Raw genomic sequence first — 23,640 nt, 5'->3', positions numbered from 1 at the left:
TCACCGAGACGCCCCCGCGGACGTTTCCGGCGACCCTTCGCCCACGCCGCGGGCCACGGCCATGACGTACTCCCCGTAGCCGGAGTTCGCCTGGGCCGCGCCGAGCCGGTGACATGTCCGCGCGTCGATGAGTCCCAGCCGCAGGGCCACCTCTTCGACGCAGGCCACGCGCGAGCCCAGGTCCTTCTCCAGGGAGAGGATCCGCCGGCCGGTGTCGCGCAGGCTGTCGGGCGTGCCCGCGTCCCTCCACAGGAACTCCTCACCGAGGTTCACGAGGCGAGCCCGATGCCGCCGCACGTACACCCGGTTGACGTCGGTGATCTCCAGTTCCCCCCGGCCGGAGGGCTCGAGGCGCCGGGCGATGTCCACCACGTCGTTGTCGTAGAAGTACAGCCCCGTGATCGCCTGGGACGACCGAGGCCGGGCCGGCTTCTCCTCGATGTGGACGAGTCGCCCGTCCGCGTCGGCGACGCCGATGCCGTACCGCCTCGGGTCGTCGGCCTGGGCGCCGAACAGGACGCAGCCGGAGACGTCGGCGGCGTTGCTCCGCAGGATGTCGGGCAGTCCCGGACCGGCGAAGACGTTGTCGCCGAGCGCCAGCGCGACGGTGTCGCCGCCGATGTGCTCGGCGCCGATGAGCAGCGCCTGGGCGATGCCCTCGGGCCGCGGCTGCTCGGCGTAGCCGATCCGCAGCCCCAGTTGCGCGCCGTCGCCGAGCAGGCGGCGGTACTGCGGCAGGTCGGCCGGGGTCGAGATGACCAGTATGTCCGTCACGCCCGCGGACATCAGCGTCGTGAGCGGGTAGTAGATCATCGGCTTGTCGGCCACCGGGAGCAGGTGCTTCGAGACGGCCAGCGTCATCGGGGCGAGCCTGCTGCCGGTTCCCCCCGCCAGGACGATGCCCTTCATGGGCGATCGCCCCGGGCGGGGGACGCCGCGCCGTCGTTCCCCGCCGCCGGGGACCCGGCGGCGGGGAAGGGCGTGTCGGTCACGGCCCGTCGGTCCCTCTGCTCGAGGGCGGGGGCGCGCTCATGCGGGCACGGCCTCCTTCCCGGTGTCCGGGCGGCCGTTGCCGGAGTGCCCGGCGGCGTCGGCGCCGACCACCGCGACGCCGTCCGGGGCGGCGCGACGCTCGCGCGCCATGGCCGACAGATGCAGCGACCAGAGGAAGAGGCCGCGGACGAGGCAGACGAGCGCGGTCGCGAAGAAGAGGCCGTAGGCGATGCCCGCCCCCGTGAGGAGCCCGTAGACGACGGCGATGCCGCCGCCGAAGGCGAACTGCGAGGCCGGCGCGGACGGGCTGGTGCCGGGGTCGGTCACCATGTAGTTGGTGTAGAGGACGAACGCGACGCCCGTCATCATGATCAGCGCGGCCGGGATCGAGGTGTCCAGGAGCCAGCCGCGGAACACGGCCTGCACCACGTACATGGAGAGCCAGCCGGCGATCAGCCACATCCGCCCGGTGAGCTTGGCGTTGAGCACGCTCCCCGCGACGAGGATGATCGCCGGGACGATCCAGTCGACCGGGGGGCCGAACCGCTCGGTGAAGTGGTACGGCGGCGCGATGCTCGCCCACGGGAACAGCAGCAGGATGACGGTGATGCCGAAGTTGGACGGGTTCATGTAGTGGCGCAGCCGTCCGCGGACCGGGGCGCGCAGCACCCATTTGGCGCCGACCGCGACCAGGACCCCGAAGACCATGACCCACACCCGGTCGTTGACGTAGGTCAGCATGTTCACCGCGAGGGCCGTGATGTGCGCCGGGTACAGGAACTCCAGGACCCCGCGCCAGCCGTTCCCCATGAACCGGGGCATGCGGCCTTCCACCCGGGCTCCGATGACCTCCAGGAACGTCTCGAAGGCGTACGCGGCGAGCACCGCGATGAACGGCCACGTCCACGGCTGCTCGAAGCCGAGGACGGCGTAGCCGAGGATGTTGAACACCGAGATCGAGATGGCGAAGTTGCGCAGCGCCTTGGCGACCTTCGGGTCGTGGCGCGGAACGGTGCGTTCGGTGGTCGCCATGTCCGGTCATTCCTCCTTCGCCTGGGTTCCGAGCCGCAGCAGGTGCCGTCCCGGCGCGAGCCGCAGATCCTGTTCGCGTGCCTGGCCCGTCCGGTCCCGCCAGCTCAGGTGCACCTGGACCGGCCCGCTCGCGTTCTCGCCCAGGCCGATGTGCACCTCGCTGCTGCGCTTGCCGGAGTGCCCGCTGCCGCCGTCGACCCGGGCGCGGTGCTTGCGGCCGTCGGGCGTGGTGACGGTCACCTGCGCGCCGACGACCGGGCTGCCCGGCGCGGGGAGCGATCCCTCGGCCGGTTCGGTGTCGTGGACCAGCCGGAGCCCGAGGGAGGCGCCGGCGGACCGGCTCGTGTTGCGGTAGAAGACCGGCTCCTCCCACTGCCGTGCGACCGCCATGTCCGGGAGCCCGTCACCGTCGGCGTCCCCGACGGCGATTCCGCGCGTGGGGACCGGGATCGCCAGGCCGAGGCGGCCGGACACGTTCTGGTACCGGCCGTCGGCGTCCTTGGCGAAGAAGGCGAGCCGCTGGCCGCCGGCGATGTCGTCGCCGACCGTGACGTGCGGCCACCAGGCCGGGTCCTCCAGCACCATGTCGTTCGCCGCGGCGAGTTCCTGGAGCTGCGGCCAGCGGTTGACCTCGCCCTTGACGAACCCGGTGGCCTGGACGATCGCCGGGGTGCCGCTGTTGTCGAAGTCCGCCACCTTGGCGTCCCACGCCCACCCCGACCAGGCGGTCCCGAGCTCGGCGCTGCGGTCGGTCCACGGCGCCTCCCCGTCGCGCAGCCGGGCGCGCAGATCGGCCTCGTCCTCGGCGGTGTTGAAGAAGTGGTAGTTGCTCTCCTGGATGCCGAACGACGTGGTGATGTTGCTGACGAACATGTCGTAGAGGCCGTCGTGGTCGAAGTCGGCGAAGTCGATGCCCATGCCCTTGAAGGAGTCGTCGCCGATCCGCTTGGACTTGGGCAGCCCGGGCCCGCGGGTCCCGTGCACGGCCTCGAAGTCGATCTTCCCGGGGGTGGAGATGTTGTAGAGCAGGGCGTCCTTGCCGTGGTCCTGGGCGATGTACAGCTCGGGGAGCCGGTCGCCGTCGAGGTCGTTCGCCCCGGCCGCCAGCACCCACCCCTTGGAGATGCCGCGCGGCAGCACGCCGTCGAGCTTCTGGAAACTGACCGACGGCCGGTCACCGGCCGTCGCGCCGGTCCAGCGGAAGAAGTAGTCCTCCCCGCCGTTGGTGGCGTTGGACAGCGACCGGTTCATCGCCACGCCCCCGCTCTTGCGCGGGTCGAGCACCGGGCCGTGCGGGAAGTAGTTGCCCAGGTAGATGTCGTAGTGCCCGTCGCCGTCGAAGTCGTCGATCGCCACGGCGTTGGAGTTCCACTGCGGTCCGGTGTAGGTCCGCCCGCCCACGCCCGGGACCAGCTCGGTCGGGACGTAGGCCCCCGCGTCGAGCTTCCCGGCGCCGGGCTTGGCCAGATGGACGATCGGTGTGCGGCCCCACAGATAGACCAGGAGGTCCATGCGGCCGTCCTCGTTGAAGTCGCCCGGGGCGCAGCCCATCGGCGCCATGGTGTCGTTCATGGGCAGGGACCCGTTGCTCAGCGCGAACGGCGCGTACCGCCCGGGCCGGGCCCCGGGCGCCGGGGTCACCACGACCTCGTCGATGCGCGGATCGGTGATGCACAGGTCGTTGGGCAGGCCGTCGCCGTCGAGGTCGTTCATGGCGACGCCGGCGCCGACCGATGAGATCCAGGCGTCGATGTGCTCGTAGTCCTTGTTGACCCGCCGGATCGTCTGCTGCGGATACCCGCCGGGCAGGGCGATGCTCATCGGCGCGAACCCGTACCTGCTGGCCACGGCGTCCTTCACGGCCGCGGGCGCCTCCGGCAGCCGGACGGCGAAGAACACGGCCACCACCATGACCAGGGCGACGGCGCCCGGTAGCTGGCGGAGGAACCGCCGGTCGGTCGTGGTCACTGACTAGCACCTCCCAGGGATGCGAACTCGTCGGCGACGTCCTGCCGCCACCGCTCGAATGCGGGGCGGCGGTCGTGCCCGTCCCCGCCGGTGAGGGCCTCCGGCCCGGGGCGCAGGCCGGTGCAGATCCGTGCCGCCTCGTCGGGCGACGTCCCGCAGAGGACTCCGGTCGCGACCGCCGTGTGGGGCGTCGCGAGCCCGGCCCGGCGCCTGGCCTCGGCGGCGAACGCGCTGCCCTGCGCCAGCCACCGGTGATGCTCGCCGGCCCGCTTCCGGAACAGCCGCAGCTCGTCCTCGTCGGCGCCGCCGGCGTAGGTGGCGGCGAGGCCGGCGCCCGAGTACAGATCGGCTCGCCGGTCCGGCGCGAACCCTTCGACGAGGTCCGCGACGACCTGCGGGTCGGTGCCCCCGACGAACCACAGGGCCCGGCCGATGCCCTGGTCGATCGCGTGCTCCGCGTACCGGTGGGGGTCGTCGAACGGCCAGGGGAGAGGTCCGTCCCGATGGTGCCCGTGAACATATTCGCCGGTGTGGAAGTAGGCTTGGTGGAAGCCGTATCCCTCGGGCAGGAACCATTGCAGGAGCGGGTCCAGGGGAAATCTCGGCCACAGGAACCGTGGAAGGCGGGCCGTCGCCCAGCCCACGCCGATGTAGGACATGTAGACGTGCGGGTCACCGGCCCCCGCCAGGTACGCGCGGACTCTCCGTGACTTCGCGAAGGTCAACGCGTCGGCCATCGCGAACCCCATGGCGGCGCCCTCGTAGGCGAAGCCGCGGTAACGGACGGGGATGGAGTCCAGGCGCGTGGGGAGCGCATCCGGGGTTCCCGTTTCGACGGCCTGCGCGTAGCCGGCCAGAAAAGTCCGGCCGATCGTTTCCAGCACCTGCCTGCTGTCGGCGTCCTTCACATGGAAGCCCCGCTTCGCCAGGCTTGTCTCCGACTCGCCGGGCGTGAGCACACGCCGGGCCAGTCTTCGCAGTATTGCGGTCAATGCATACCCCAATCCAAGGACTGCGGGGGCTGCTCAGATATTCCCGACTGCCTTGAAGATGTCGAATAAATTCAGCCAGACCGTGAAGCTGCCCGGCTACTTCGTTTGTGCGGTCGAAAAGAGCACGTCAGAAAAATCGCGCAATGTTTTCTTGAGCGCATGATCGAATGGGGATATGCGGCCTCGTGCCGCCGGAACCGCCGGGACGCCCTACCGGTCCTCGCCGGCCGCGGGCCCGGGGGAGCCGGGAGGCGGCTACCGGTCCCGCGCCGCGCGGGCCCCCGGCCCGAGGGCCTCGCGCACGTTGCGCCGCCACCGCTCGTACGCCGGGACGCCGCCGCCGTCGGCGGTCTCCACGGCGCACTCGTCGGCCAGCCGCACCGCGTCCGGGGCCGCCAGGCCCGCGAGCGCGCCCGACGCCAGCTCGGTGTGCGCGGGCGTGAAGCCGGCGTGGTGGCGCGCCTTGACCGCGAAGACCGCGCCCTGCGCCATGTGGTCGCGGTGCTCGCCGGCGTCCCGGCGCAGCGCCTCCAGGCCGGCGGCGTCGCTCCCGCCGGCGTAGGCGGCGGCCAGCCCCACGCCGCTCCAGAGGTCGGCCCGCCGGGAGCCCGCGAAACGCCGGACGGCGGCCGTGACGTCCGCCGGCCGGCCCCCGCAGACGAACCAGAGGGCGCGCCCGATCCCCTGGTCGAGCGCACGGGGGAAATAGTCGGGCGCGCCCTCCCACGGGTAAGGCGCCGGACGCTCCTGCCGATCCACCCAGGCCCGCGTGTCGAAGTAGGCGCGGTCGAACCCGTAGCCGTCCACGGCGAGCCAGGACATCTGCGGGTAGTACCCCGCGCCGGACAGCCCGGGCATGACCTTCCGCCAGAGCACGCGCGGCAGCCGCGCCATCGCGAAACCGATGCCGATGTAGGACAGGAAGATGTGGGGCCGGCCCGGGCCGCGCAGCAATTCCCGCGTGCGCCCGCCCTTGCCGGGCATGACGTCGAGAATGGTGCAGGCCATGGTGGCGCCCTCGTAGGCGAAACCGCGCAGTTCCGGGGTGACGAAGTCCAGGCGGCGGGCCAGCTCCGCCCGGCCGCGCACTTCCAGGCCCCACTCGAACCCGCAGATCACCGATTGGGGGATCGCCTCCAGGGCCCGGGCCGCGGGCGCCCCCGCCCCGGGGAACCCGCGGCGGGCGAACGTCACGTCGTCCAGCGACGGAGCGAGGACCAGCCTGCGCATCGTTCCGAGGACGGTGGGCACGGGCGCCTCCCAGGTGAGCGGCCGGAGATGTCGTGGACGGACGGGGCCGGGGCGCGCGGCCCCGGCACGGCGGGAGGTCTCGCGGACGCCCGCGCCCAGGGCGCCGCCGGTCGGCGGCGGGGCGCGGCCCGCGTCCGGCGCCCGCCGCCCGCCCCGGGCATGGACGCCTTTCCCGATGGAAGCCCGGCGGCGGAGGCGGCTCAACTCCGAGTGTGCGCACCGGTCTCCCGGCGCGACCGTCCCGCCGCCGGCGGGCCCGAGCCGGTGGGGGAGCGGCGCCGGGTCCCCGCGCGAAGGCGGCCGGACGGCGCGAAGCCGTCCGGCCGCCCGGCGGCGGGCGATCAGGTCACCCCGCCGCGACGCGAGTCGCGTGGACGGTCGGGATCAGCGGAAACCGATCGGGACCTGGTCGCCCTGCCCCGAGAAGTTCCCGACCCCGATGTAGCAGGCGGCGGTGCCGCAGTCGACGGTCCCGGCGAAGGTCCCGTCGTCGGCGAAGACGGCTTCGAAGCTGCGGTTCACGACCATCGCCGCCGACGCGCCGCCGCTGCCGTCGGTGGTGAGTTCCGTCCGGTTGTTCACGTTGCACGCGGCCTTGCCGTCGACCGTCGCGCACTGGCCCGCGGTCAGCGTCTCGTTCGCGCCGAACCCGGACGCCGCGATCTGCACCGTGGCGCCGTCGGTCAGGCCCGTCGACGGCGTGACGGTGGCCGTCGGCGCGGTGGGAGCGACGTCGGCGAGCGCGCCGGTCTGGGCGCCCATGAGCAGGCCCATGCCCATCGTGGCCGTCACGCCTGCCATGGCCAGGAAACTCTTCCGGCCTTTGGTGATCACCACATTCCTCCATTCTTCCTGTGGCGGGTGGAGGTGGCACCGAATGGTGATATCCGGTCCTCGCCTCCTTGGTATTCGACTCTATTGAGGGATTTCAGCGGCGTCCTCTCTTGGATTGCTCGACGGGCGACGGGCGCGGCCGCGGGGGAGACCGCCGGGTCCAGCACTCGCGAAGATGCCGCGGGCCCCTCCGCGGAGTCATCATGCGGCAGGGCCCGCTCCGGCCCCGGGCGCCGGGCGGACGCACGGCCGCGACCAGGACACGCTGGAAGTGGAATGCGGCGAGAACGCCGCATATGTTGACAGGGAATTCGAACGCCTTTCAGCCCTTCGGTATTGCGCATCGTCCGCTCAGCACGAGCGAAGTGGTCGGTTCTGTCATGGTGCGGCAGATTCGGGCTCGACATACCCCTTCGGGGACCGAATCGGGAGAAGATGTTGGTCAGTCAGCGGCGCGAGAAGCGCAGAATCACTGTGACGTCGGATGAATCGGCTGCCCGCGGTCTCCGCGGGAGGAGCCCCGAGGAGCGGGGCGGGCGGACGCCGGTGCCGGGTGGGGAGCGCGGATGACCGGGATCGCCGTCGTCGGCATGGCGTGCCGGTACCCCGACGCCGCCTCGCCGCGCGAGCTGTGGGAGAACGTCCTGGCGGGACGCCGCGCCTTCCGGCGGCTGCCCGACGAGCGGATGCGGCTGGAGGACTACTGGGATCCGGACCCGGCCGCGCCCGACCGCTTCTACGCCTCGAACGCGGCGGTGATCGAGGGCTACGAGTTCGACCGCGTCGGCCACCGGATCGCCGGCAGCACGTACCGCTCCACCGACCTCACCCACTGGCTCGCCCTCGACGTGGCCGGGCGGGCGCTCGCCGACGCCGGGTTCCCGGCGGCCGAGGGGCTCCCGGCGGAACGCACCGGTGTGATCGTCGGCAACACGCTCACGGGGGAGTTCACCCGGGCCAACCTGCTGCGGCTGCGCTGGCCCTACGTCCGCCGGACGCTCGCCGCCGCGCTGCGCGACGCGGGCTGGGAGGACGGCCGGCTCGCGCCGTTCCTGGACGAGCTGGAGCAGCGGTACAAGAGCCCGTTCCCGCCCGTCGACGAGGACACGCTCGCGGGCGGGCTGTCCAACACCATCGCGGGCCGGATCTGCAACTACTACGACCTCAAGGGCGGCGGATACACCGTCGACGCCGCGTGCTCGTCCTCGCTGCTGTCGATCGCCACCGCGTGCCGGGCGCTCCGGGAGGGCGAGATCGACGTGGCCGTCGCGGGCGGCGTCGACCTGTCCATCGACCCGTTCGAGATCATCGGCTTCGCCAAGACGGGCGCGCTGGCGCGCGGCGAGATGCGCGTGTACGACCGCGGCTCCAACGGCTTCTGGCCGGGGGAGGGCTGCGGGATGGTCGTCCTGATGCGCGACGAGGACGCCCGCGAGCAGAACCGCCGCCGCTACGCCACGGTCGCCGGGTGGGGGATCTCCTCCGACGGCAAGGGCGGCATCACCCGCCCGGAGGTCGGCGGGTACCGGCTCGCCCTCCGCCGCGCCTACGAGCGCGCCGGGTTCGGCGTCGACACCGTGCCCCTGTTCGAGGGGCACGGCACGGGCACCGAAGTGGGCGACCGGACCGAGCTGAGCGCGCTGTCGCAGGCGCGGAAGGCGAGCGCGCCCGGGGCCGCGCCGGCCGTGATCGGCTCCATCAAGGGGATGATCGGCCACACCAAGGCGGCCGCCGGGATCGCCGGGTTCATCAAGGCCGTGCTGGCGGTCGACGCCCAGGTGCTGCCGCCGAGCACCGGCTGCGTGGACCCGCATCCGCTCCTGGCGGAGGACGGCGCCGCCCTGCGGGTGCTGCGCAAGGGGGCCCCGTGGCCCGCGGACGCCCCGCTGCGGGCGGGCGTGACCGCGATGGGGTTCGGCGGCATCAACACGCACGTCGTGGTGGAGGGCACCGGCCCCCGCCGGGACTCGCTCGACGCCGCCACCCGGGCGCTGACCGGCTCGCCGCAGGACGCCGAGCTGCTGCTGGTCGACGCGGCCTCGAAGGGCGAGCTCCGTGACCGGCTCGCCGAGCTGGCCGGCTGGCTGCCCCGGGTGTCGTACGCGCAGCTCGCCGACGCGGCCGCCGCCGCCCAGCGCAGGCTGACCGGCCTGCCGTACCGGGCGGCCGTGGTCGTCACGTCGCCCGCGGACGCCGGGCGCCGGCTGCGGGAGCTCGTGGAGGCGCTGGACGCGGGGGAGGACGCGCCCGTCGGCGCCGCCGGCGCCGGGTTCCTCGGGCACGTGACCCGGCCCGCCAGGGTCGGCTACCTGTTCCCGGGGCAGGGCTCGGGACGCGGCACCACCGGCGGCGCGCTCCGCCGCCGGTTCGCCGAGGCCCACGACGTCTACTCCCGGGCCGCGCTGCCGGCCGCGGGCGACATGGCGGCCACCGCCGTCGCCCAGCCGCGCATCGTGACCGGTTCCCTCGCGGGCCTGCGGGTCCTCGAAGCGCTGGGGGTCAGGGCGGACGTCGCGGTGGGGCACAGCCTCGGCGAGCTCACGGCGCTGCACTGGGCGGGCGCGATCGACGCGGGGACGCTGCCGGAGATGGCCGCGGCCCGCGGGCGGGCCATGACCGAGCACAGCGCCGCGGGCACCATGGCGGGCGCCGGCGCGGGCCCCGAGGCGGTCGCGCCGCTGATCGCCGGCCTGCCCGTGGTCATCGCCGGGCACAACGGGCCGAGCCAGACGGTCGTCGCCGGACCCGTCGACGCGGTGGAGGAGGCGGGGCGCCGCGCCGAGCGGGAGGGGATCCCCTGGACCCGGCTCGCGGTCTCGCACGCCTTCCACTCGCCGCTGGTCGCGCCGGCCGCGGACGCCTTCGCCGCCTGGACGGGCGCGCGGTCCTTCGGCCGGGTCGAGCGGCGGGTCGTCTCCACCGTCACCGGGGAGACGCTGCCCGCCCGCACCGACGTCCCGGCGCTGCTGCGCCGCCAGATCACCGAACCGGTGCTGTTCAGCCAGGCGCTCCGGCTCGCCGCCAAGGACGTGGACCTCTTCGTCGAGGTCGGTCCCGGGCGGGTGCTCACCGCGCTGGCGTCCGGCATCGCCGACGTCCCCGCGGTGGCGCTGGACACCGACGACGAGTCCATCGCCGGGCTGCTGCGCGTCGCGGCGGCGGCGTACGTGACCGGCGCGCCCCTCGACCCCGGCGCGCTGTTCCGCGACCGGCTCGTCCGGCCGCTGGAGATCGGCGCCGCGTTCTCCTTCTTCTCCAGCCCGTGCGAGGAGGCGCCCGAGGTCCGGATCGAGCCCGCGGCCGGCGGGACCGGCGCCCCGGCTCCCGGCGGCGAGCCCGCGGCCGCCCCGGCCGGCGGGGAGGCGTCCGGGACGAGCGCGCTGGAGATCCTCCGGCGGCTGGCGGCCGAGCGCGCCGAGCTGCCCGCCGAGACGGTCGCCGACGACAGCAGGCTCATGGACCACCTGCACCTGAGCTCCATCACCGTGGGCCAGATCATGAACCAGGCGGCCCTGGCGCTGGGCGTCCAGCCCGGTGCCGCCCTGACCACCTTCGCCACCGCCACCCTCGCCGAGCTCGCCGAGCTCCTCGAGTCGCTCGCCGAGACGGACTCCGGCGGGACGGCCGCGCACGTCGTGGAGGGCGCGGCGCCGTGGGTGCGGCCGTTCTCGGTGGAGCTCGCCGAAGAGCCCCGGCCCGAGCCCGCCGCCGGAGAGGACGGCGGCTCCTGGGAGGTCATGGCCCCCGCGGGCCATCCGCTCGCCGGCCCGCTGCGCCGGGCGCTGGAGGACGCCCGCATCGGCGGGGGCGTGCTGGTCTGCCTTCCGCCGGACTGCACCGAACCGGACCTCCGGCTGGCCGTCGAGGGGGCCAGGGCCGCCCTGGCCGGCTCCCGGTTCGTCCTCGTCCAGGACGGGCGGGGCGCGGCCGGGATCGCCAAGACGCTCCGCCTCGAGGCGCCGCGGGTCCGCGTCACCGTCGTCAGCGCTCCGCACGTGCCCGAGGCGGTGCCGTGGATCGTGGACGAGGTCGCGGCGACCACCGGGTTCTCCGAGGCCGTCTACGACGCCGCGGGGGTGCGGCGGGTCCCGACCCTGCGGCCGCTGCCCGCCCGGCCCGCCCGGGTCGTCCCGCCCCTGGGCGGGGACGACGTCGTGCTGGTCACCGGCGGCGGCAAGGGGATCACCGCGGAGTGCGCCCTGGCGCTCGCCGTCGACAGCGGGGCACGGCTGGCGATCATGGGCCGGTCCGATCCCGCCGAGGACGCCGAGCTGGCGGCCAACCTGGACCGGATGGCCGGGCACGGCGTGGAGGTCCGCTACGTCCGCGCCGACGTGACGGACCCGGGCCGGGTGCGGGAGGCCGTCGGCGAGGTGACGGGCGAGCTCGGGGCGGTGACCGCGATCCTGCACGGAGCGGGACGCAACGAGCCGGCCGCGCTGGCCGGCCTCGGCCCGGACGCCGTCCGGGACGCGCTCGCCCCGAAGGTCGGCGGGCTGCGCGCGGTGCTGGACGCCGTCGAGACCGACCGGCTGCGCCTGCTCGTCACGTTCGGCAGCATCATCGGCCGGGCGGGGCTGGCGGGCGAGGCGCACTACTCGGTCGCCAACGAATGGCTGGCCGGGCTCACCGAGGAGACGGCCGAGCGCCTGCCCGGCTGCCGGTGCGTGTGCATGGAATGGTCCGTGTGGTCCGGCGTCGGCATGGGCGAGCGGCTGTCGGTCGTGGACTCCCTCGGGCGCGAGGGCATCACCGCGATCCCCCCGGACGCCGGGGTGGAGATCATGCGCCGGCTCGTCGGCGACCCCGACGCCCCGCGCGTCGTCGTGATCAGCGGCCGCACGGGGCAGATCGACACCGTCCGCCGGGAGCGGCCGGACCTGCCGCTGCTGCGCTTCCTGGGACGGCCGCTGGTCCACTACCCGGGCATCGAGCTGGTCACCGAGGTGGACCTCGACCCCGGCACCGACCTCTACCTCGCCGACCATCTCCTGGACGGCAGCCTGCTCTTCCCGGCCGTGTTCGGCATGGAGGCCATGGCCCAGGTCGGCGCGGCCGTGACCGGGCGCCCGGACGCGCCGGTGATCGAGCGGGCCGAGTTCCCGAGGCCGATCGTCGTGCCCGCCGACGGCAGCACCACCATCCGGATCGCCGCCGTCGTCGCCGAGGACGGCGGCGTCGACGTCGTCGTCCGCAGCGCCGAGACCGGGTTCGCGGCCGACCACTTCAAGGCGCGGCTGCGGTTCGACGCCGGGGAGGTCCCCGCCGGGCCGCCCGGGCCCGCGGACGGCGGTCTGCCGCCGGTGCCGCTGGACCCCGCCGCCGACCTGTACGGAACGGTCCTGTTCCAGGGGGGCCGGTTCCAGCGGCTGGGCGCGTACCACCGGGCGGCGGCCCGGCACGTCGACGCCGACGTGGCCACCGGCCCAGGCGACTGGTTCGCGGGGTTCCTGCCGGGACGGCTGCTGCTCGGCGACCCGGGCATGCGCGACGCGCTCATGCACGGCAACCAGGTCTGCGTGCCCGACGCCACCCTGCTGCCGACGGGCATCGAGCGTCTCCACCCGGCCGGCGAGCGGGCGTCGGGGACGGGCGCGCTGCGGTACTGCGCGACCGAACGGCACCGCGACGGCGACACCTACGTGTACGACATCGCCGTGCGGGACGCCGCCGGGCGGGTGGTCGAGCGCTGGGACGGCCTGCGCCTCCGGGCCGTCCACAGGTCCGACGGCGGGGGGCCGTGGGCGCCCGCGCTGCTCGGCCCCTATCTGGAGCGCGCGGTCGAGGACGTGCTCGGCCTCCGCGCGGCGGTCGCCGTGGAGCCGCACCCGCCCGGCGGGCCCGGCGGGCGGGACGCCCGCCGGGCGGTGACCGCGCTGGCGGCCGGGCGCGCCCTGGGCCGCCGGGTCGAGCTCCGGTACCGCCCCGACGGGCGGCCGGAGATCGACGGCGAGACCGGCGGCGAGACAGGCGGCGAGACCGGCGGCGGACCGGTGGTCTCCGCCTCCCACGGCCCGGGCCTCACCCTCGCCGTCGCGGCGCACGGCACCGTGAGCTGCGACGTCGAGTCGGTGACGGGCAGGCCGCCCGGTGAATGGGCGGGGCTGCTCGGCCCGCACGCCCCGCTCGCGGAACTGCTCGCGCGGGACCTGGGCGAGGACGCCGACACCGCGGCCACGCGGGTCTGGGCGGCCGCCGAGTGCCTGCAGAAGGCGGGGGCTCCGCAGGACGCGCCGCTGACGCTGGCGACCCGGGCGGACGGCCACCACCGGGGCCGCTGGGCCGTGCTCGCCTCCGGGGACCTGCTCGTCGCCACGATCACCACGACCGTGCGGGACGTCCCCGACCCGGTCGTGTTCGCAGTCCTCACCCGAGAAGGGCGGTCGTAACCTCCATGAGCGACTACTTCGAATACCGGCACACGGTCGGCTTCGAGGAGACGAACCTCGTCGGCAACGTCTACTACGTCAACTACCTGCGCTGGCAGGGGCGGTGCCGCGAGATGTTCCTCAAGCGGCTGGCGCCCGACGTCCTGGCCGAGCTGTACGACGACCTGAAGCTGTTCACGCTGAAGGTGGACTGCGAGTTCTTCGCCGAGATCACCGCCTTCGACGAGCTGTCGATCCGCATGCGGCTGGTGGAACTGGCCCAGACGCAGCTGGAGTTCAGCTTCGACTACGTGCGCCTCGACCCCGCCGGGGAGACCCTCGTCGCCCGCGGGCGGCAGCGGGTGGCGTGCATGCGCGGCCCGAACGGCCGGACCGCCCCCGCCCACGTTCCCGAGGCGCTCACGAGGGCGCTGCGGCCCTTCGCCCCGGTGCTCGCGGGGGGCCCGGCATGAACGCCGGCCCGGACCCGGGCGAGCCGCTCGACCCCCGCCGGCTCCGCCGGGCGTACGGCACCTTCCCGACCGGCGTCACCGTGGTCACGTGCGGCGGGCCCGATCCGCACGGGATGACCGCGAACTCGTTCACCTCCGTGTCGCTCGACCCGCCCCTGGTCCTGGTCTGCGTGGGGCGCGACGCCAACATGCACCGCTTCCTGCAGGGCTGCGAGCATTTCGGGGTGTCGGTCCTGTCCGCCGCCCAGGAGCCGGTGGCGCGGCACTTCGCCGACCGCCGGCGGCCCCTCGGCGCGGCCCAGTTCGACGCGGTCGACTGGCGGCCCGGGCGCCTCACGGGGGTGCCGCTGATCAGCGACGCGATGGTCGGCTTCGAGTGCCGGCTGTGGCGCCGCTACGACGGCGGCGACCACACGATCTTCACCGGGCGGCTGCTGTCGATGCGCGAACGGCTCGCCGACGAGGACGCCCTGCTCTTCTTCGGCGGGCGGTTCCGCCGGTTCGGCCCGGCGAGCGCGGAGGTGCCGATATGAGCGGCGCGCGGACGGCGTCCGGCACCGCCCCGCGCGTCCCGCCCGGGCCGCCCCGGCGCGCCATGCCGGGCGTCTTCGGCAAGCTCGTCCGGGACCGGCTCGGGTTGATGACCTCGGCGGTGACCGAGTACGGGGACGCGGTGCGGGTCGCCGCGGGCCCCCGGACCCTGTACATCTTCAACCACCCCGACCACGCCAAGCACGTCCTGGCCGACAACAGCGCCAACTACCGGAAGGGCATCGGCCTGCAGCAGGCGCGCCGCGCCCTCGGCGACGGGCTGCTGACGAGCGAGGGCGAGCTGTGGCGCGAGCAGCGCAGGACGATCCAGCCGGCGTTCCAGCACGGCAGGATCGCCGCGCAGGCCACGGCCGTCGCCGAGGAGGCCGCCGGTCTGGTCGAACGGCTCGCGGCGCGCCGGGGGCGGGGTGCGGTCGACGTGCTGGAGGAGATGACCGCGCTCACCCTCGGCGTGCTCGGCCGCACGCTGCTCGACACCGACCTCGGCGCGTCCTCCTCGATCGGCGAGGCGTTCGAGGCGGTGCAGGACCAGGCGATGTTCGAGATGGTGTCGCTGAGCACGGTCCCGATGTGGGTGCCGCTGCCCCGGCAGCTGCGTTTCCGGCGGGCCAGGGCCGAGCTGCGGCGCGTCGTCGACCGCCTGGTGGCCGAGCGCGGCGCGGAACCGTCCGCGGAGGCCGACGACGTGGTGTCCAGGCTGCTGGCCTCCGTCCGCGCCGAGGCGGACCCGGCCGTCGCCGGCAGGCGCGTCCACGACGAGCTCGTCACCCTGCTGCTCGCGGGGCACGAGACGACGGCCAGCACCCTCGGCTGGTCCCTCTACCTCATCGACCGGCACCCGGAGGTGCGCCGGAGGCTGCACGAGGAGGCCGTCGGCGTGCTCGGCGACCGCCTTCCCGAGTACGACGACCTGCACCGCCTGACCTACACGGCGACGGTCGTGCAGGAGGCGATGCGGCTCTACCCGCCGGTGTGGATCCTCACCCGGGAGGCGATGCGCGACGACGAGGTGGGCGGGTACCGGGTGCCGGCCGGGTCGGACGTCCTGATCTGCCCGTACACGCTGCACCGTCACCCCGACTACTGGGACGAACCGGACCGCTTCGCGCCGGAGCGCTTCGCGGCGGGCAGGTCCGGGGAGAGGCCCCGGTACGCCTACATCCCGTTCGGGGCCGGGCCCCGGTTCTGCGTCGGGAACAACCTGGGGCTGATGGAGGCGACGTTCGTCCTGGCCCTCATCGCCCGCGACCTCCGCCTGGTCAAGGTCCCCGGCCACCGGGTCGTGCCGGAGCCCATGCTCTCCCTGCGGATCCGCGGCGGGCTCCCCATGACGGTCCATCCGGCCTGACGCCCGGACCCGCCCCGGGTCCCGGACGCCGGCGGCGTCCGGGACCCGGGAGCGGCCCCGCTCCCCGCCGGATGTCAGCTCCCGGTGGCCGTCACGGGCGTCATCCGGGGATCGAGGAGCGCCAGGAGGAGCGGCGGGTCGGTGACGCGCATGGGCCGCAGCGGCACGGTGACCGGCGGGACGTCGGTGTCGGCGCCGACGGCGAGCGGCCCCCGCGAGCCCACCCACGGCACGGGGTCGGCGACGGTCGGGTCGGGGATCACCGCGTCGCCGTCCGGCGGCACCGAGTGCACCAGGACGTACCAGGTCCCCTGGGGGACGTCCGGCAGCTCGTAGGGGCCGGGGCCCTCCAGCACCGAGCACCGGACGGGGGCTCCCTGCGGGATGGCCTCGGGGAAGAGGCCGACGAAGACGCGGCCGGCCTCGTGGTCGGGCGGCGCCAGCACCTCGCCCTTGAGCGTCACCGAGCGGGACCCCCAGCCGTCCCGGCGGGTGTCGGTCGGGATGAGGGAGCGGTATCCGCCGTTCTGCCGGTACAGCGTGGGCGCGACGCCGACGCTGTTCTTGAACCGCGTGCTGAAGGTTCCGACGCTGGTGTAGCCGACCCGGTTGCTGATCTCGGCGACGGTCAGCGAGGTCGAGATCAGCAGCCGCTTGGCCGCCTGCAGCCGTACCGCGGACAGGAAACGCCCGGGTGAGATGCCGGTGACCTGCCGGAATACTCGGGAGAAATGGAATTTACTGAACAAGGCGGTGCGCGCCATATCGTCCATGGTGAGCTGCTCTCCGAAGTTCTCGTACATGGTTCGGATGACACGTTCCACGGCCTGATCAGAAACGCATGTCATGGCGCAACCTTTCACTCCGAGGGAGAAGCGAATTCCCGGGACACACGGGTCGTTACGGGACCATCGAAGCTCTTGATCTGGTCGTTATAACGCTAAAACGGCAATCTCACACGGTCAACGCGAACGCCCCGAACAATAACATCGTGATAAGGCGGGAAAGCGGCTCTCGGTGACCGATCGAACTCAATGGGTGATGGGAATTGAATTCATTTTCCCAATGCGCGGGCGCGGCACGGCGACATGGCCGGAGAATGATGTTGATAAAGAAGGGCGCGCCGATGGCGGCGGAAACTGAAATGCCGGGTCAGCGGCGGTCGAGCGCCTCGGCGAACTGCTCCCAGGCGGCCGCGGTCTCGCGCGCCAGGCGGGCGATCGCGTCGGCGCAGTGGGCCGGCACGGTGTCGGCCAGCCCGGCCCAGTCGCCCGCCGTCACGACCTGGGCGTTCAGCATCCGGAGCAGCTCGCGGCCGGGCGCGCTGTGGCGCAGCGACGGGTCCTTCATCAGCCGGCGCAGGACCTCGGCGCGCCCGGCCCCGCCGCCGCGCCCGGACGTGCGGCCGCCGCCGTCCTCGGCGTCGGCCAGGCGCGGGGACGCGAGCGCCGCGGGATGCGGCCGCGACCTGGCGGCGGCCAGCCCCGCGGGCAGCGGATCCCGTCCCTCCAGCAGGCGTTTGCGCACGTCGTGCGCGGTCGACAGCGAGATGCCGGCGGCCTTGGCGACCTCCCGCAGCGACGCGTCGGGGCGGGCGGCGATGTACTCGGCGGCGAGCCGCCGTCCCCGCGCCCCGTCGACGGGCCAGGACCGCCCGTTCACGCCGACCCGCCTGTTCGAGCGCGGAAGGTGCGCCGTCGAACGCCGCAGCGCCGCCACGGTCCGGGCCGCCAGTCCCGTCCGGTCGGCGACCGCGCGATCCGACAGCTGCGGTTCGGCGGCCATGATGCGGACGGCGGCGGCCCGGCGGTCGGCGTGCGTCAGCGGCAGGCCGTGCGCGATGTTCATCTCCACACCGCGCAGGAAGGCCTCGTTCCCGCTGCCGTCGAAGAAGGTGACCCGGATTTCCTTCTCGCCGCGCAGCATGGCGGCCCGCAGCCGGTGCATTCCGTCGATCACGCGCATGGTCTGGCGGTGCACCAGAATCGGCGGCAGCGGCGACTCGACCTCGGTGAGCCGCAGGATGTGCGCCCTGTTCTCGCCCTCCAGCCGCGGAGAGTCCGCCGGCAACAGCGTCCGGATCGCGATCGAGTGCACGGTTTCCCGGTCGCCGGGATCCCCGGTTTCGGTCGCGTCGGCCGCACCCTGTCCGGAACGGGGGCGATGAGGGTCGGCGCCGCCGTCCATCGGTTCCTCCACTTCCGCTCGAAATGGCTATAAACGCTGCGCCGGCCGACAGAACAAGCGCGGAGATCCCCGCCTGCCGTTGATCCGTCGGCGAGTCGCCCCGGTCAATACAAACCGACGAACCGGTTTTCTTCAAGCCTTGACTTCATGCCCCGGCCGCACGCCGCGCAACCGGGCGGTTCGCACCCGGCGAACACGCGACACGGAAGACCACTGGAATGGTCCATTCGCCTTGCGTCTTCTGTCACCGGCGGGCGAGCCGCCGGGCGGCCGTCAGGCTCGCCCACGCGGTGAGCTCGACCAGGGCCCGGTCCGCGGGCTCGGTGCGCCGGTAGGCCGTCACGTCCGCCACACCGACCCGGTACGAGGCCAGCGCGGTGAGAAGGGCCAGGCGGCCCGCCGGCCGCTGCCCGTCCGGCAGCCCGCGCACCGCGTCCTCCACCCAGCCGCGCCCCATGCCGGGCGACGCGCCGTCCCAGCGGGCCAGCCGGGACGCGACGAGCTCGCGGACGGGCTCGGGCACGGAACGCCGGCCCGCCGCCTCGACGGCGGCCGCCGCCCTCGCGAGGGCCCCCGCGACGGCGCGGTCGCCGGCGGCCCACCCGAGGTCGTCGGGCAGGGACGCCTCCGGCAGCAGGCCCAGGGCGGCACCGGGTTCGGCGTCGGCCGCCGGCCCGCGCACGGCGCGGCCGACCATCCGCAGCACGGGCCGCCGGGCCGGGGCGGGGACCTCCGCCGGGACGGGCGACTCGGCCAGGAAGACGTTGGCCATGCGGTTGAGGTAGTGGAACGTGAACGCCACCCCCATGTACCGCGGATACCGGTCCTCGCCGAACGGCGCGGGCGGCCGCTCGCCGTCCCGCCGGCCGGTCCCGGCCGCCCAGGCGGCCAGGCGCTCCCGGCCGGGGCCGCCCGGCGGGCCGCCCGCCCCGCCGCGCGAGGCCTGCGCGTGCAGCGCCGCCTCGTGCACCGTCGTGCAGTACGGGCAGGAGTTCGCCCGCGACACCGCGATCGCGATCGCCTCCCGGTCGGGCCGCCCGGCCGGGTCCCCGGCGACCAGCGTCTCGCGCAGCAGCAGCCACGCGGCGGCCAGCGTCCCGGGCGCGGGGGAGTGCAGCGCGATCGGCGGCGCGAGCATCCCGAAGTCCCGTTCCAGCTGGGCGTAGACGGCGGCGACCGGGCCGCCGGCGTCCGGCGTCCGGACCGGCGCGACGTACCTGACCTGACCGAGCGACCGGTCGAGCGCGCGCCGCATGAGTCTGCTCGTCACCAGGCTGCCCATCCCCGCCCTATCCGCGCACCGCGCCGGGCACCAGCGGCATCGCCGCCCGGCGGGCGCTCGTGGCGCCGTCCGGAGCGGGGGCGCCGTAGCGGACGTCGACGCCCCGCTCCCGCGCGGCCGCCACGATCGCCGGGACCGCGCGCTCGGCGAGCGCGGCGATGGTGAACGCGGGATTGACGGTCAGCGCGCCCGGGACGGCCGAGCCGTCGGTGACGAAGATCCCCGGGTGGCCGCGCAGCTCGTGCCGGTCGTCGAGCGCGGACGTGGCCGGGTCGTCGCCGATCCTGCACGACGCCAGGGGATGCACCGTGTAGGCGCCCACCAGGTCGTTCGTCCACGGCAGCACGCGGGCGAGCCCGTCCCGTTCCAGGATGTCCTTCACCTCGGCGTCGGACTCCGCCCAGCCGCGCACCGTGTTCGCGGTCGGCGCGTACCGCAGCGGGCCCCGCCCGAGCATCTGCTGCGAGATCCTGGTGGCGTTCCCCGTCGGCGGCGGGGGGCCGAACACGCCCTCGTTGTCGTCCTCGCTCATGGTGAAGACCGTCAGCCAGGACTGCCAGCGGCTCAGCATCTCCTTCTTCTCGGGGCCGAACCAGACGGGCCGGCCGTCCGCACCCGGGACCTGCGCGAGGATCGTGCCGAATCCCGGCGGGAAGTAGAGCTGCTCCAGGGTGAAGCGGGAGTACTCGGGCAGCGCGGGATCGAGCCGGTCCCAGTTCGTCACGCACGGGCCCTTGCCGATCTGGGAGGCTGCGTACGCCTCGCCTCCGCGGTCCAGGCCGAGGACCGTCCGGATCTTCTCCTCGTCGAAGACGGCGGTGTTGAGCCGCTCGCCGTTACCGGAGAAGTACCGGCCGACGGCGGGCGGCATCGGGCCGAGCGCGCCCTCCGAGCGCTGCAGGATCACCGGCGTCGCGCCGGCGCCGGCGGCGACCACCACCAGCCGCGCGTCGAGCGCGCCGCCGCCCACGGTGACCCGGTAGTCCTCGTCGTCGATCACGTTGTAGTGGACGCGGTAGCCGCCGTCGTCCGTCCTGGACAGATGCTGCACCTCGTGCAGGGGCCGGATCCGCGCGCCGTGCGCCACCGCCGCCGGCAGGTAGTTGAGCAGGAGCGACCGCTTGGCGTCGAAGCGGCAGCCGGACATCATCCAGTTGCAGTTGGTGCACCGTTCGCGGTCGATCGCGGCCGGCGCCGGATTGGCGGTGCGGCCGGCATGGGCGCAGGCCGCCGCGAACAGCCCGCCCGAGTAGGTGACGTCGTTCCAGTCCTGCTTGATGATCGGCAGGGCCTCGGCCACCCGGTCGTACCAGGGGTCCAGCGAGTCCCGGGTGATCGCGGCCGGCCACATGCGGCGCCCGATGCTCCCGGTGCGCTCGAACGTGAACCGCGGCGCCCGCGGCATCGCGGCGAAGTAGACGACGCTGCCGCCCCCGACGCAGTTGCCGCCGAGCACGCTCATCCCGTCGCCCACCACGAAGTCGAAGATCCTCGTATAGGAGGAGCCGAGCAGGAAGTCGTGGTCGAACTCGTCGCTCGCCACCCAGGGGCCCCGTTCGAGCACGACCACCTTCGCCCCGCCCGCGGCGAGGTGGTACGCGGCGATCGCGCCGCCGAACCCGCTGCCGATGACGACGACGTCCGTCTTCTCCCCGCCGGTGCCGGCGTCCGCCGCGCCGCTCACGCCGGGCTCCCGGTGGCGGTCGTCCCCGGATGGAGGGGGGCCAGCTCGCGCCCGTAGGAGAACCGGGGGAAGCGCCAGAGCCCGTCGTCGTCCGGCGGCGCGAACCGCATCGTCGCCAGGCCCGGGTGGCCGGCGGCGATCGCCGCGGCGGTCGGCAGGTGCGCGGCGGTGTCGAACGCCATGGTGCTGAACAGCGCCAGCAGGACCCACAGTTCCTTCTCCGGGTGGCCCGGCGACGTGAGGGTGCGGACGAGCGCCGTGCGGTCGGCGAACTCCAGCGCGACGAACGGCGGGAGGGACGCGTCGAGGGACAGCCCGTGCTCGGCCGCGTACCGCGCGGCGTGCGCGTCGAGGGCCTCGGCGTAGCCGTCGAGCCCGTCGGTGATCCCCGTGGCGGGGGTCTCCAGCAGGTCCAGCGCGCCCGCGGCGACGGCGCCGGGGCCCGGGGCGGCGCCGGCCACCGACGGATCGCGGTCCGTGCGCTTCGCCCCCGGGACGATGGTGTCCGCGAACGCCTCCAGCGTCATCGTCCTGGCGTCCCGCCCGGCGGGGTCCGCTTTTTCCATGAGAGCCTCCCGTGTTCGCCCGGACGTCCAATTCAGGAAAATAATCCGGTTCCGCGGGCGGCGGACGCATCTTCAAAATTGCCCATAGGGCAATTGACGAGTCAAGTTGGAAGTCGTAAGATGTTCACCTCTGAATTTTCGGGTATCCGCCCCACTCCCCATACATTCCACCTTGCCTGCGGAACCGGAACGGGTCAGCTATCGATGCAGGAACGAGCACAGCGCACTCGCGAGGCCATTGTGCGGGCCGCCGCGGCCGCGTTCGAGGTCAACGGGTACGGAGCGACGAGACTCCAGGACATCGTCGGTGCGGAGTCCGTGAGCAAAGGCGCCCTCTACTTTCACTTTCCGGCTAAGGAGGCGCTGGCGGTCGCCATCGTCGGCGAGTACGCCGCCCTCTGGGGGCAGCTCATCGAACGGCTCCGCCCGCAGCACCCGCGGGCGGTCGAGCTGCTGATCGAATTCTCCTGGGAGATTGGCGCCGCCTTCCAGAGCAACGTGGTCACCAGGGCGGGCATCCGCCTCCTTCTGGAGACGCGGCTGTACGAATCACAGATGGCCCCGCCGTACGAGCAGTGGACCGCCGCCATCGAGGAATTGCTCCGCGAGGCGGCCCGGCAGGGCGATCTGGCGCCCGGCGTCGACATCGCGAACGTCGGGCGTTTCATCGTGGCCTCGTTCACCGGCCTCCAGCAGGTCGCGATGGCGGGCGGCGGGCCGATCACCCCGGACGCGTGCATCACGGCGATGTGGCGGTGCATGCTGCCCGGCCTGGTCCGCGGCGAACGCCTGCCCGAGTTCATCGGCATCCTGGAGAGACGGGGGGAGGGGGCCTCCGCGCCGCGCCCGGCCGACGCCCGGTGAGCCGTGCCGCGCGCCGCCCCGCCCGGCGGACGCGGCGGCCCCTCCGCGCCTTCGCGCACCCGGCGCCCTCCGCACCGCCGGCCCGGGTCAGGCCGCGGTCGGCGGCCCGTCGGCGGGCTCCGCCCGGTCACCGATCACCCCCCGTGCCCGCAGGAGGGGCAGCACGCCCTCGCCGAAGGCGTACGCCTCCTCCAGATGCGGCTGCGCCGAGAGGATCAGGTGCTCCAGGCCGAGCGCGTGGTACTCCTCGATGCGCTCGGCGACCTCCTCGTGGCTGCCCACGAGGGCGGCCCCGACGCCCGGCCGGGTCAGCCCGTAGCCGGCCCACACGTTGGGGTGGACCTCCAGGTCCCGCATGCGGCCGCCGTGCATCGCGGCCGCCCGCCGCTGCCCCTCCGACTCGCTGCGGCCGAACCGCCGCTGCGCCTGCCGGACGCGTTCGGGGTCCATGCCCTCCAGCAGCCGCCGGGCCACCGCCCACGCCTCCGCCGAGGTGTCCCGGCTGATCACGTGGAACCGGGTCCCGAACGACAGCTCCCGGCCGGCCGCCGCGGCCGCGCGGCGCCCCTCGGCGATCAGCCCGGCGAGGTCACCGGGCGGTTCGCCCCACATCAGGAGCACGTCACCGGACCGGGCCGCGATCCGCCGCGCCGCCGCCGACGACCCCCCGACGAAGACGTCCGGCGCGACCGGATGGGGCCTGGTGAGGAGCCCCGCCTCGATCCGGTAGTGCTCCCCGTCGTAGTCGAACCGCTCGCCCGGCCACGCGCGGCGGAAGACCTCGAGGAACTCGCCCGTCCGCGCGTAGCGCCGCTCGTAGGGCGCCCAGTCGCCGTAGCGGCGCTGCTCGTCGGGATCGCCTCCCGTGACGATGTTGAGCTGGAGCCGCCCGCCGGACACCCGCTGGAAGGTGGCGGCCATCTGCGCCGCCAGCAGCGGCGACACCAGGCCCGGACGCAGCGCGACCATGAACTTGACGCGGTGCGTGCGGGTGGCGAGCGCGGCGGCGGCCACCCACGGGTCCTCGCAGAACAGCCCGAAGGGCGTCAGCATGCCGGTGAAGCCGAACCGCTCCGCCGCCAGCGCGACCTGGGTCGAGTAGTCGAGATCGGGCTCGCGGCGCGCGCCGGGCGCGTCCGGTCCGGACGCCCGCTTGGCGACCTCCCTGCCGTCGCCGTGCAGCGGCAGGAACCAGTGCAGCTCCATGCCCCGCACCATAGCCCCGCGAACCCGGCCCGGCGGAGGG

Annotated in this window: 18 protein-coding genes; 6 read left to right on the top strand and 12 right to left on the bottom strand. The window is 74.1% G+C overall.

The window, feature by feature from the left end:
- From ACFQ11_RS08170 to ACFQ11_RS08145, 6 genes are all read right to left on the bottom strand, one after another.
- Positions 1-909, bottom strand: coding sequence for a sugar nucleotidyltransferase (locus tag ACFQ11_RS08170; protein WP_378297348.1), 909 nt, complete (start codon positions 907-909; stop codon positions 1-3).
- 120 nt (positions 910-1,029) lie between these two features.
- Positions 1,030-2,025, bottom strand: coding sequence for an enediyne biosynthesis protein (locus tag ACFQ11_RS08165; protein ID WP_378297347.1), 996 nt, complete (start codon positions 2,023-2,025; stop codon positions 1,030-1,032).
- Positions 2,026-2,031: 6 nt separating this feature from the next.
- Positions 2,032-3,993 carry a CRTAC1 family protein gene (locus ACFQ11_RS08160; protein WP_378297346.1) on the bottom strand — a complete coding sequence of 654 codons (1,962 nt, stop codon included), beginning with the start codon at positions 3,991-3,993 and terminating at the stop codon, positions 2,032-2,034.
- Complete coding sequence (locus ACFQ11_RS08155) at positions 3,990-4,985, bottom strand: DUF1702 family protein (protein WP_378297345.1); 996 nt, start codon at positions 4,983-4,985, stop codon at positions 3,990-3,992. The genes ACFQ11_RS08160 and ACFQ11_RS08155 overlap by 4 nt, the downstream gene beginning before the upstream one ends.
- Positions 4,986-5,240: 255 nt before the next feature.
- Positions 5,241-6,236: a DUF1702 family protein gene (locus ACFQ11_RS08150; RefSeq protein ID WP_378297343.1), complete on the bottom strand. Its 996-nt coding sequence runs from the start codon at positions 6,234-6,236 to the stop codon at positions 5,241-5,243.
- A 384-nt stretch (positions 6,237-6,620) separates the two neighbouring features.
- A complete protein-coding gene (locus ACFQ11_RS08145) occupies positions 6,621-7,037 on the bottom strand; it encodes an enediyne antibiotic chromoprotein (protein ID WP_378297341.1) in 417 nt (138 codons plus the stop codon).
- Between the two features lie 599 nt (positions 7,038-7,636).
- Here ACFQ11_RS08145 and ACFQ11_RS08140 point away from each other — a divergent pair.
- From ACFQ11_RS08140 to ACFQ11_RS08125, 4 genes are read left to right on the top strand one after another with little or no spacing between them, the layout of a single operon-like run.
- Positions 7,637-13,459 (top strand): type I polyketide synthase, encoded by a 5,823-nt coding sequence (locus ACFQ11_RS08140; protein ID WP_378297340.1) that lies wholly within the window; start codon positions 7,637-7,639, stop codon positions 13,457-13,459.
- A gap of 5 nt (positions 13,460-13,464) precedes the next feature.
- A complete protein-coding gene (locus ACFQ11_RS08135) occupies positions 13,465-13,911 on the top strand; it encodes an acyl-CoA thioesterase (RefSeq protein WP_378297339.1) in 447 nt (148 codons plus the stop codon).
- Entirely contained in the window at positions 13,908-14,444 is a 537-nt protein-coding gene (locus ACFQ11_RS08130) for a flavin reductase family protein (RefSeq protein ID WP_378297338.1), read from the top strand. The genes ACFQ11_RS08135 and ACFQ11_RS08130 overlap by 4 nt, the downstream gene beginning before the upstream one ends.
- Positions 14,441-15,811 carry a cytochrome P450 gene (locus tag ACFQ11_RS08125; RefSeq protein ID WP_378297337.1) on the top strand — a complete coding sequence of 457 codons (1,371 nt, stop codon included), beginning with the start codon at positions 14,441-14,443 and terminating at the stop codon, positions 15,809-15,811. Before ACFQ11_RS08130 ends, ACFQ11_RS08125 begins: the two co-directional genes overlap by 4 nt.
- A gap of 74 nt (positions 15,812-15,885) precedes the next feature.
- Here ACFQ11_RS08125 and ACFQ11_RS08120 read toward each other — a convergent pair whose 3' ends face one another.
- Positions 15,886-16,614 (bottom strand): helix-turn-helix transcriptional regulator, encoded by a 729-nt coding sequence (locus ACFQ11_RS08120; protein WP_378297336.1) that lies wholly within the window; start codon positions 16,612-16,614, stop codon positions 15,886-15,888.
- A 214-nt stretch (positions 16,615-16,828) separates the two neighbouring features.
- On the opposite strand from ACFQ11_RS08120, the gene ACFQ11_RS08115 reads away from it, so the two are divergent.
- Entirely contained in the window at positions 16,829-16,954 is a 126-nt protein-coding gene (locus tag ACFQ11_RS08115) for a hypothetical protein (protein WP_378297334.1), read from the top strand.
- A 9-nt stretch (positions 16,955-16,963) separates the two neighbouring features.
- Here ACFQ11_RS08115 and ACFQ11_RS08110 read toward each other — a convergent pair whose 3' ends face one another.
- From ACFQ11_RS08110 to ACFQ11_RS08095, 4 genes are all read right to left on the bottom strand, one after another.
- A complete protein-coding gene (locus ACFQ11_RS08110) occupies positions 16,964-17,908 on the bottom strand; it encodes a ParB/RepB/Spo0J family partition protein (RefSeq protein ID WP_378297333.1) in 945 nt (314 codons plus the stop codon).
- A 334-nt stretch (positions 17,909-18,242) separates the two neighbouring features.
- A complete protein-coding gene (locus ACFQ11_RS08105; protein ID WP_378297331.1) occupies positions 18,243-19,268 on the bottom strand; it encodes a carboxymuconolactone decarboxylase family protein in 1,026 nt (341 codons plus the stop codon).
- 19 nt (positions 19,269-19,287) lie between these two features.
- Positions 19,288-20,964, bottom strand: coding sequence for an FAD-dependent oxidoreductase (locus ACFQ11_RS08100; RefSeq protein ID WP_378297329.1), 1,677 nt, complete (start codon positions 20,962-20,964; stop codon positions 19,288-19,290).
- Complete coding sequence (locus ACFQ11_RS08095) at positions 20,961-21,530, bottom strand: DUF5987 family protein (RefSeq protein ID WP_378297327.1); 570 nt, start codon at positions 21,528-21,530, stop codon at positions 20,961-20,963. The genes ACFQ11_RS08100 and ACFQ11_RS08095 overlap by 4 nt, the downstream gene beginning before the upstream one ends.
- Before the next feature lie 204 nt (positions 21,531-21,734).
- Here ACFQ11_RS08095 and ACFQ11_RS08090 point away from each other — a divergent pair, with 204 nt between their 5' ends.
- Positions 21,735-22,394, top strand: coding sequence for a ScbR family autoregulator-binding transcription factor (locus ACFQ11_RS08090; RefSeq protein ID WP_378297326.1), 660 nt, complete (start codon positions 21,735-21,737; stop codon positions 22,392-22,394).
- An 87-nt stretch (positions 22,395-22,481) separates the two neighbouring features.
- Here ACFQ11_RS08090 and ACFQ11_RS08085 read toward each other — a convergent pair whose 3' ends face one another.
- Positions 22,482-23,600, bottom strand: a complete 1,119-nt coding sequence (locus ACFQ11_RS08085; protein ID WP_378297324.1) for an LLM class flavin-dependent oxidoreductase — start codon at positions 23,598-23,600, stop codon at positions 22,482-22,484.
- Between the last annotated feature and the right edge of the window lie 40 nt (positions 23,601-23,640).

It is taken from the genome of Actinomadura sediminis (genome assembly GCF_042675525.1).
Lineage (GTDB): Bacteria > Actinomycetota > Actinomycetes > Streptosporangiales > Streptosporangiaceae > Spirillospora > Spirillospora sediminis.
This window is presented reverse-complemented; position numbering and strand designations above follow the sequence as displayed.

Excerpts from the sequence above, each read along its gene's own strand:
- ACFQ11_RS08095 (WP_378297327.1), bottom strand. The coding sequence starts at position 21,530 with ATGGAAAAAGCGGACCCCGCCGGGCGGGACGCCAGGACGATGACGCTG.
- ACFQ11_RS08165 (WP_378297347.1), bottom strand. The coding sequence starts at position 2,025 with ATGGCGACCACCGAACGCACCGTTCCGCGCCACGACCCGAAGGTCGCC.
- ACFQ11_RS08085 (WP_378297324.1), bottom strand. The coding sequence starts at position 23,600 with ATGGAGCTGCACTGGTTCCTGCCGCTGCACGGCGACGGCAGGGAGGTC.
- ACFQ11_RS08145 (WP_378297341.1), bottom strand. The coding sequence starts at position 7,037 with ATGGCAGGCGTGACGGCCACGATGGGCATGGGCCTGCTCATGGGCGCC.
- ACFQ11_RS08125 (WP_378297337.1), top strand. The coding sequence starts at position 14,441 with ATGAGCGGCGCGCGGACGGCGTCCGGCACCGCCCCGCGCGTCCCGCCC.
- ACFQ11_RS08170 (WP_378297348.1), bottom strand. The coding sequence starts at position 909 with ATGAAGGGCATCGTCCTGGCGGGGGGAACCGGCAGCAGGCTCGCCCCG.
- ACFQ11_RS08140 (WP_378297340.1), top strand. The coding sequence starts at position 7,637 with ATGACCGGGATCGCCGTCGTCGGCATGGCGTGCCGGTACCCCGACGCC.
- ACFQ11_RS08135 (WP_378297339.1), top strand. The coding sequence starts at position 13,465 with ATGAGCGACTACTTCGAATACCGGCACACGGTCGGCTTCGAGGAGACG.
- ACFQ11_RS08130 (WP_378297338.1), top strand. The coding sequence starts at position 13,908 with ATGAACGCCGGCCCGGACCCGGGCGAGCCGCTCGACCCCCGCCGGCTC.
- ACFQ11_RS08090 (WP_378297326.1), top strand. The coding sequence starts at position 21,735 with ATGCAGGAACGAGCACAGCGCACTCGCGAGGCCATTGTGCGGGCCGCC.
- ACFQ11_RS08120 (WP_378297336.1), bottom strand. The coding sequence starts at position 16,614 with ATGTACGAGAACTTCGGAGAGCAGCTCACCATGGACGATATGGCGCGC.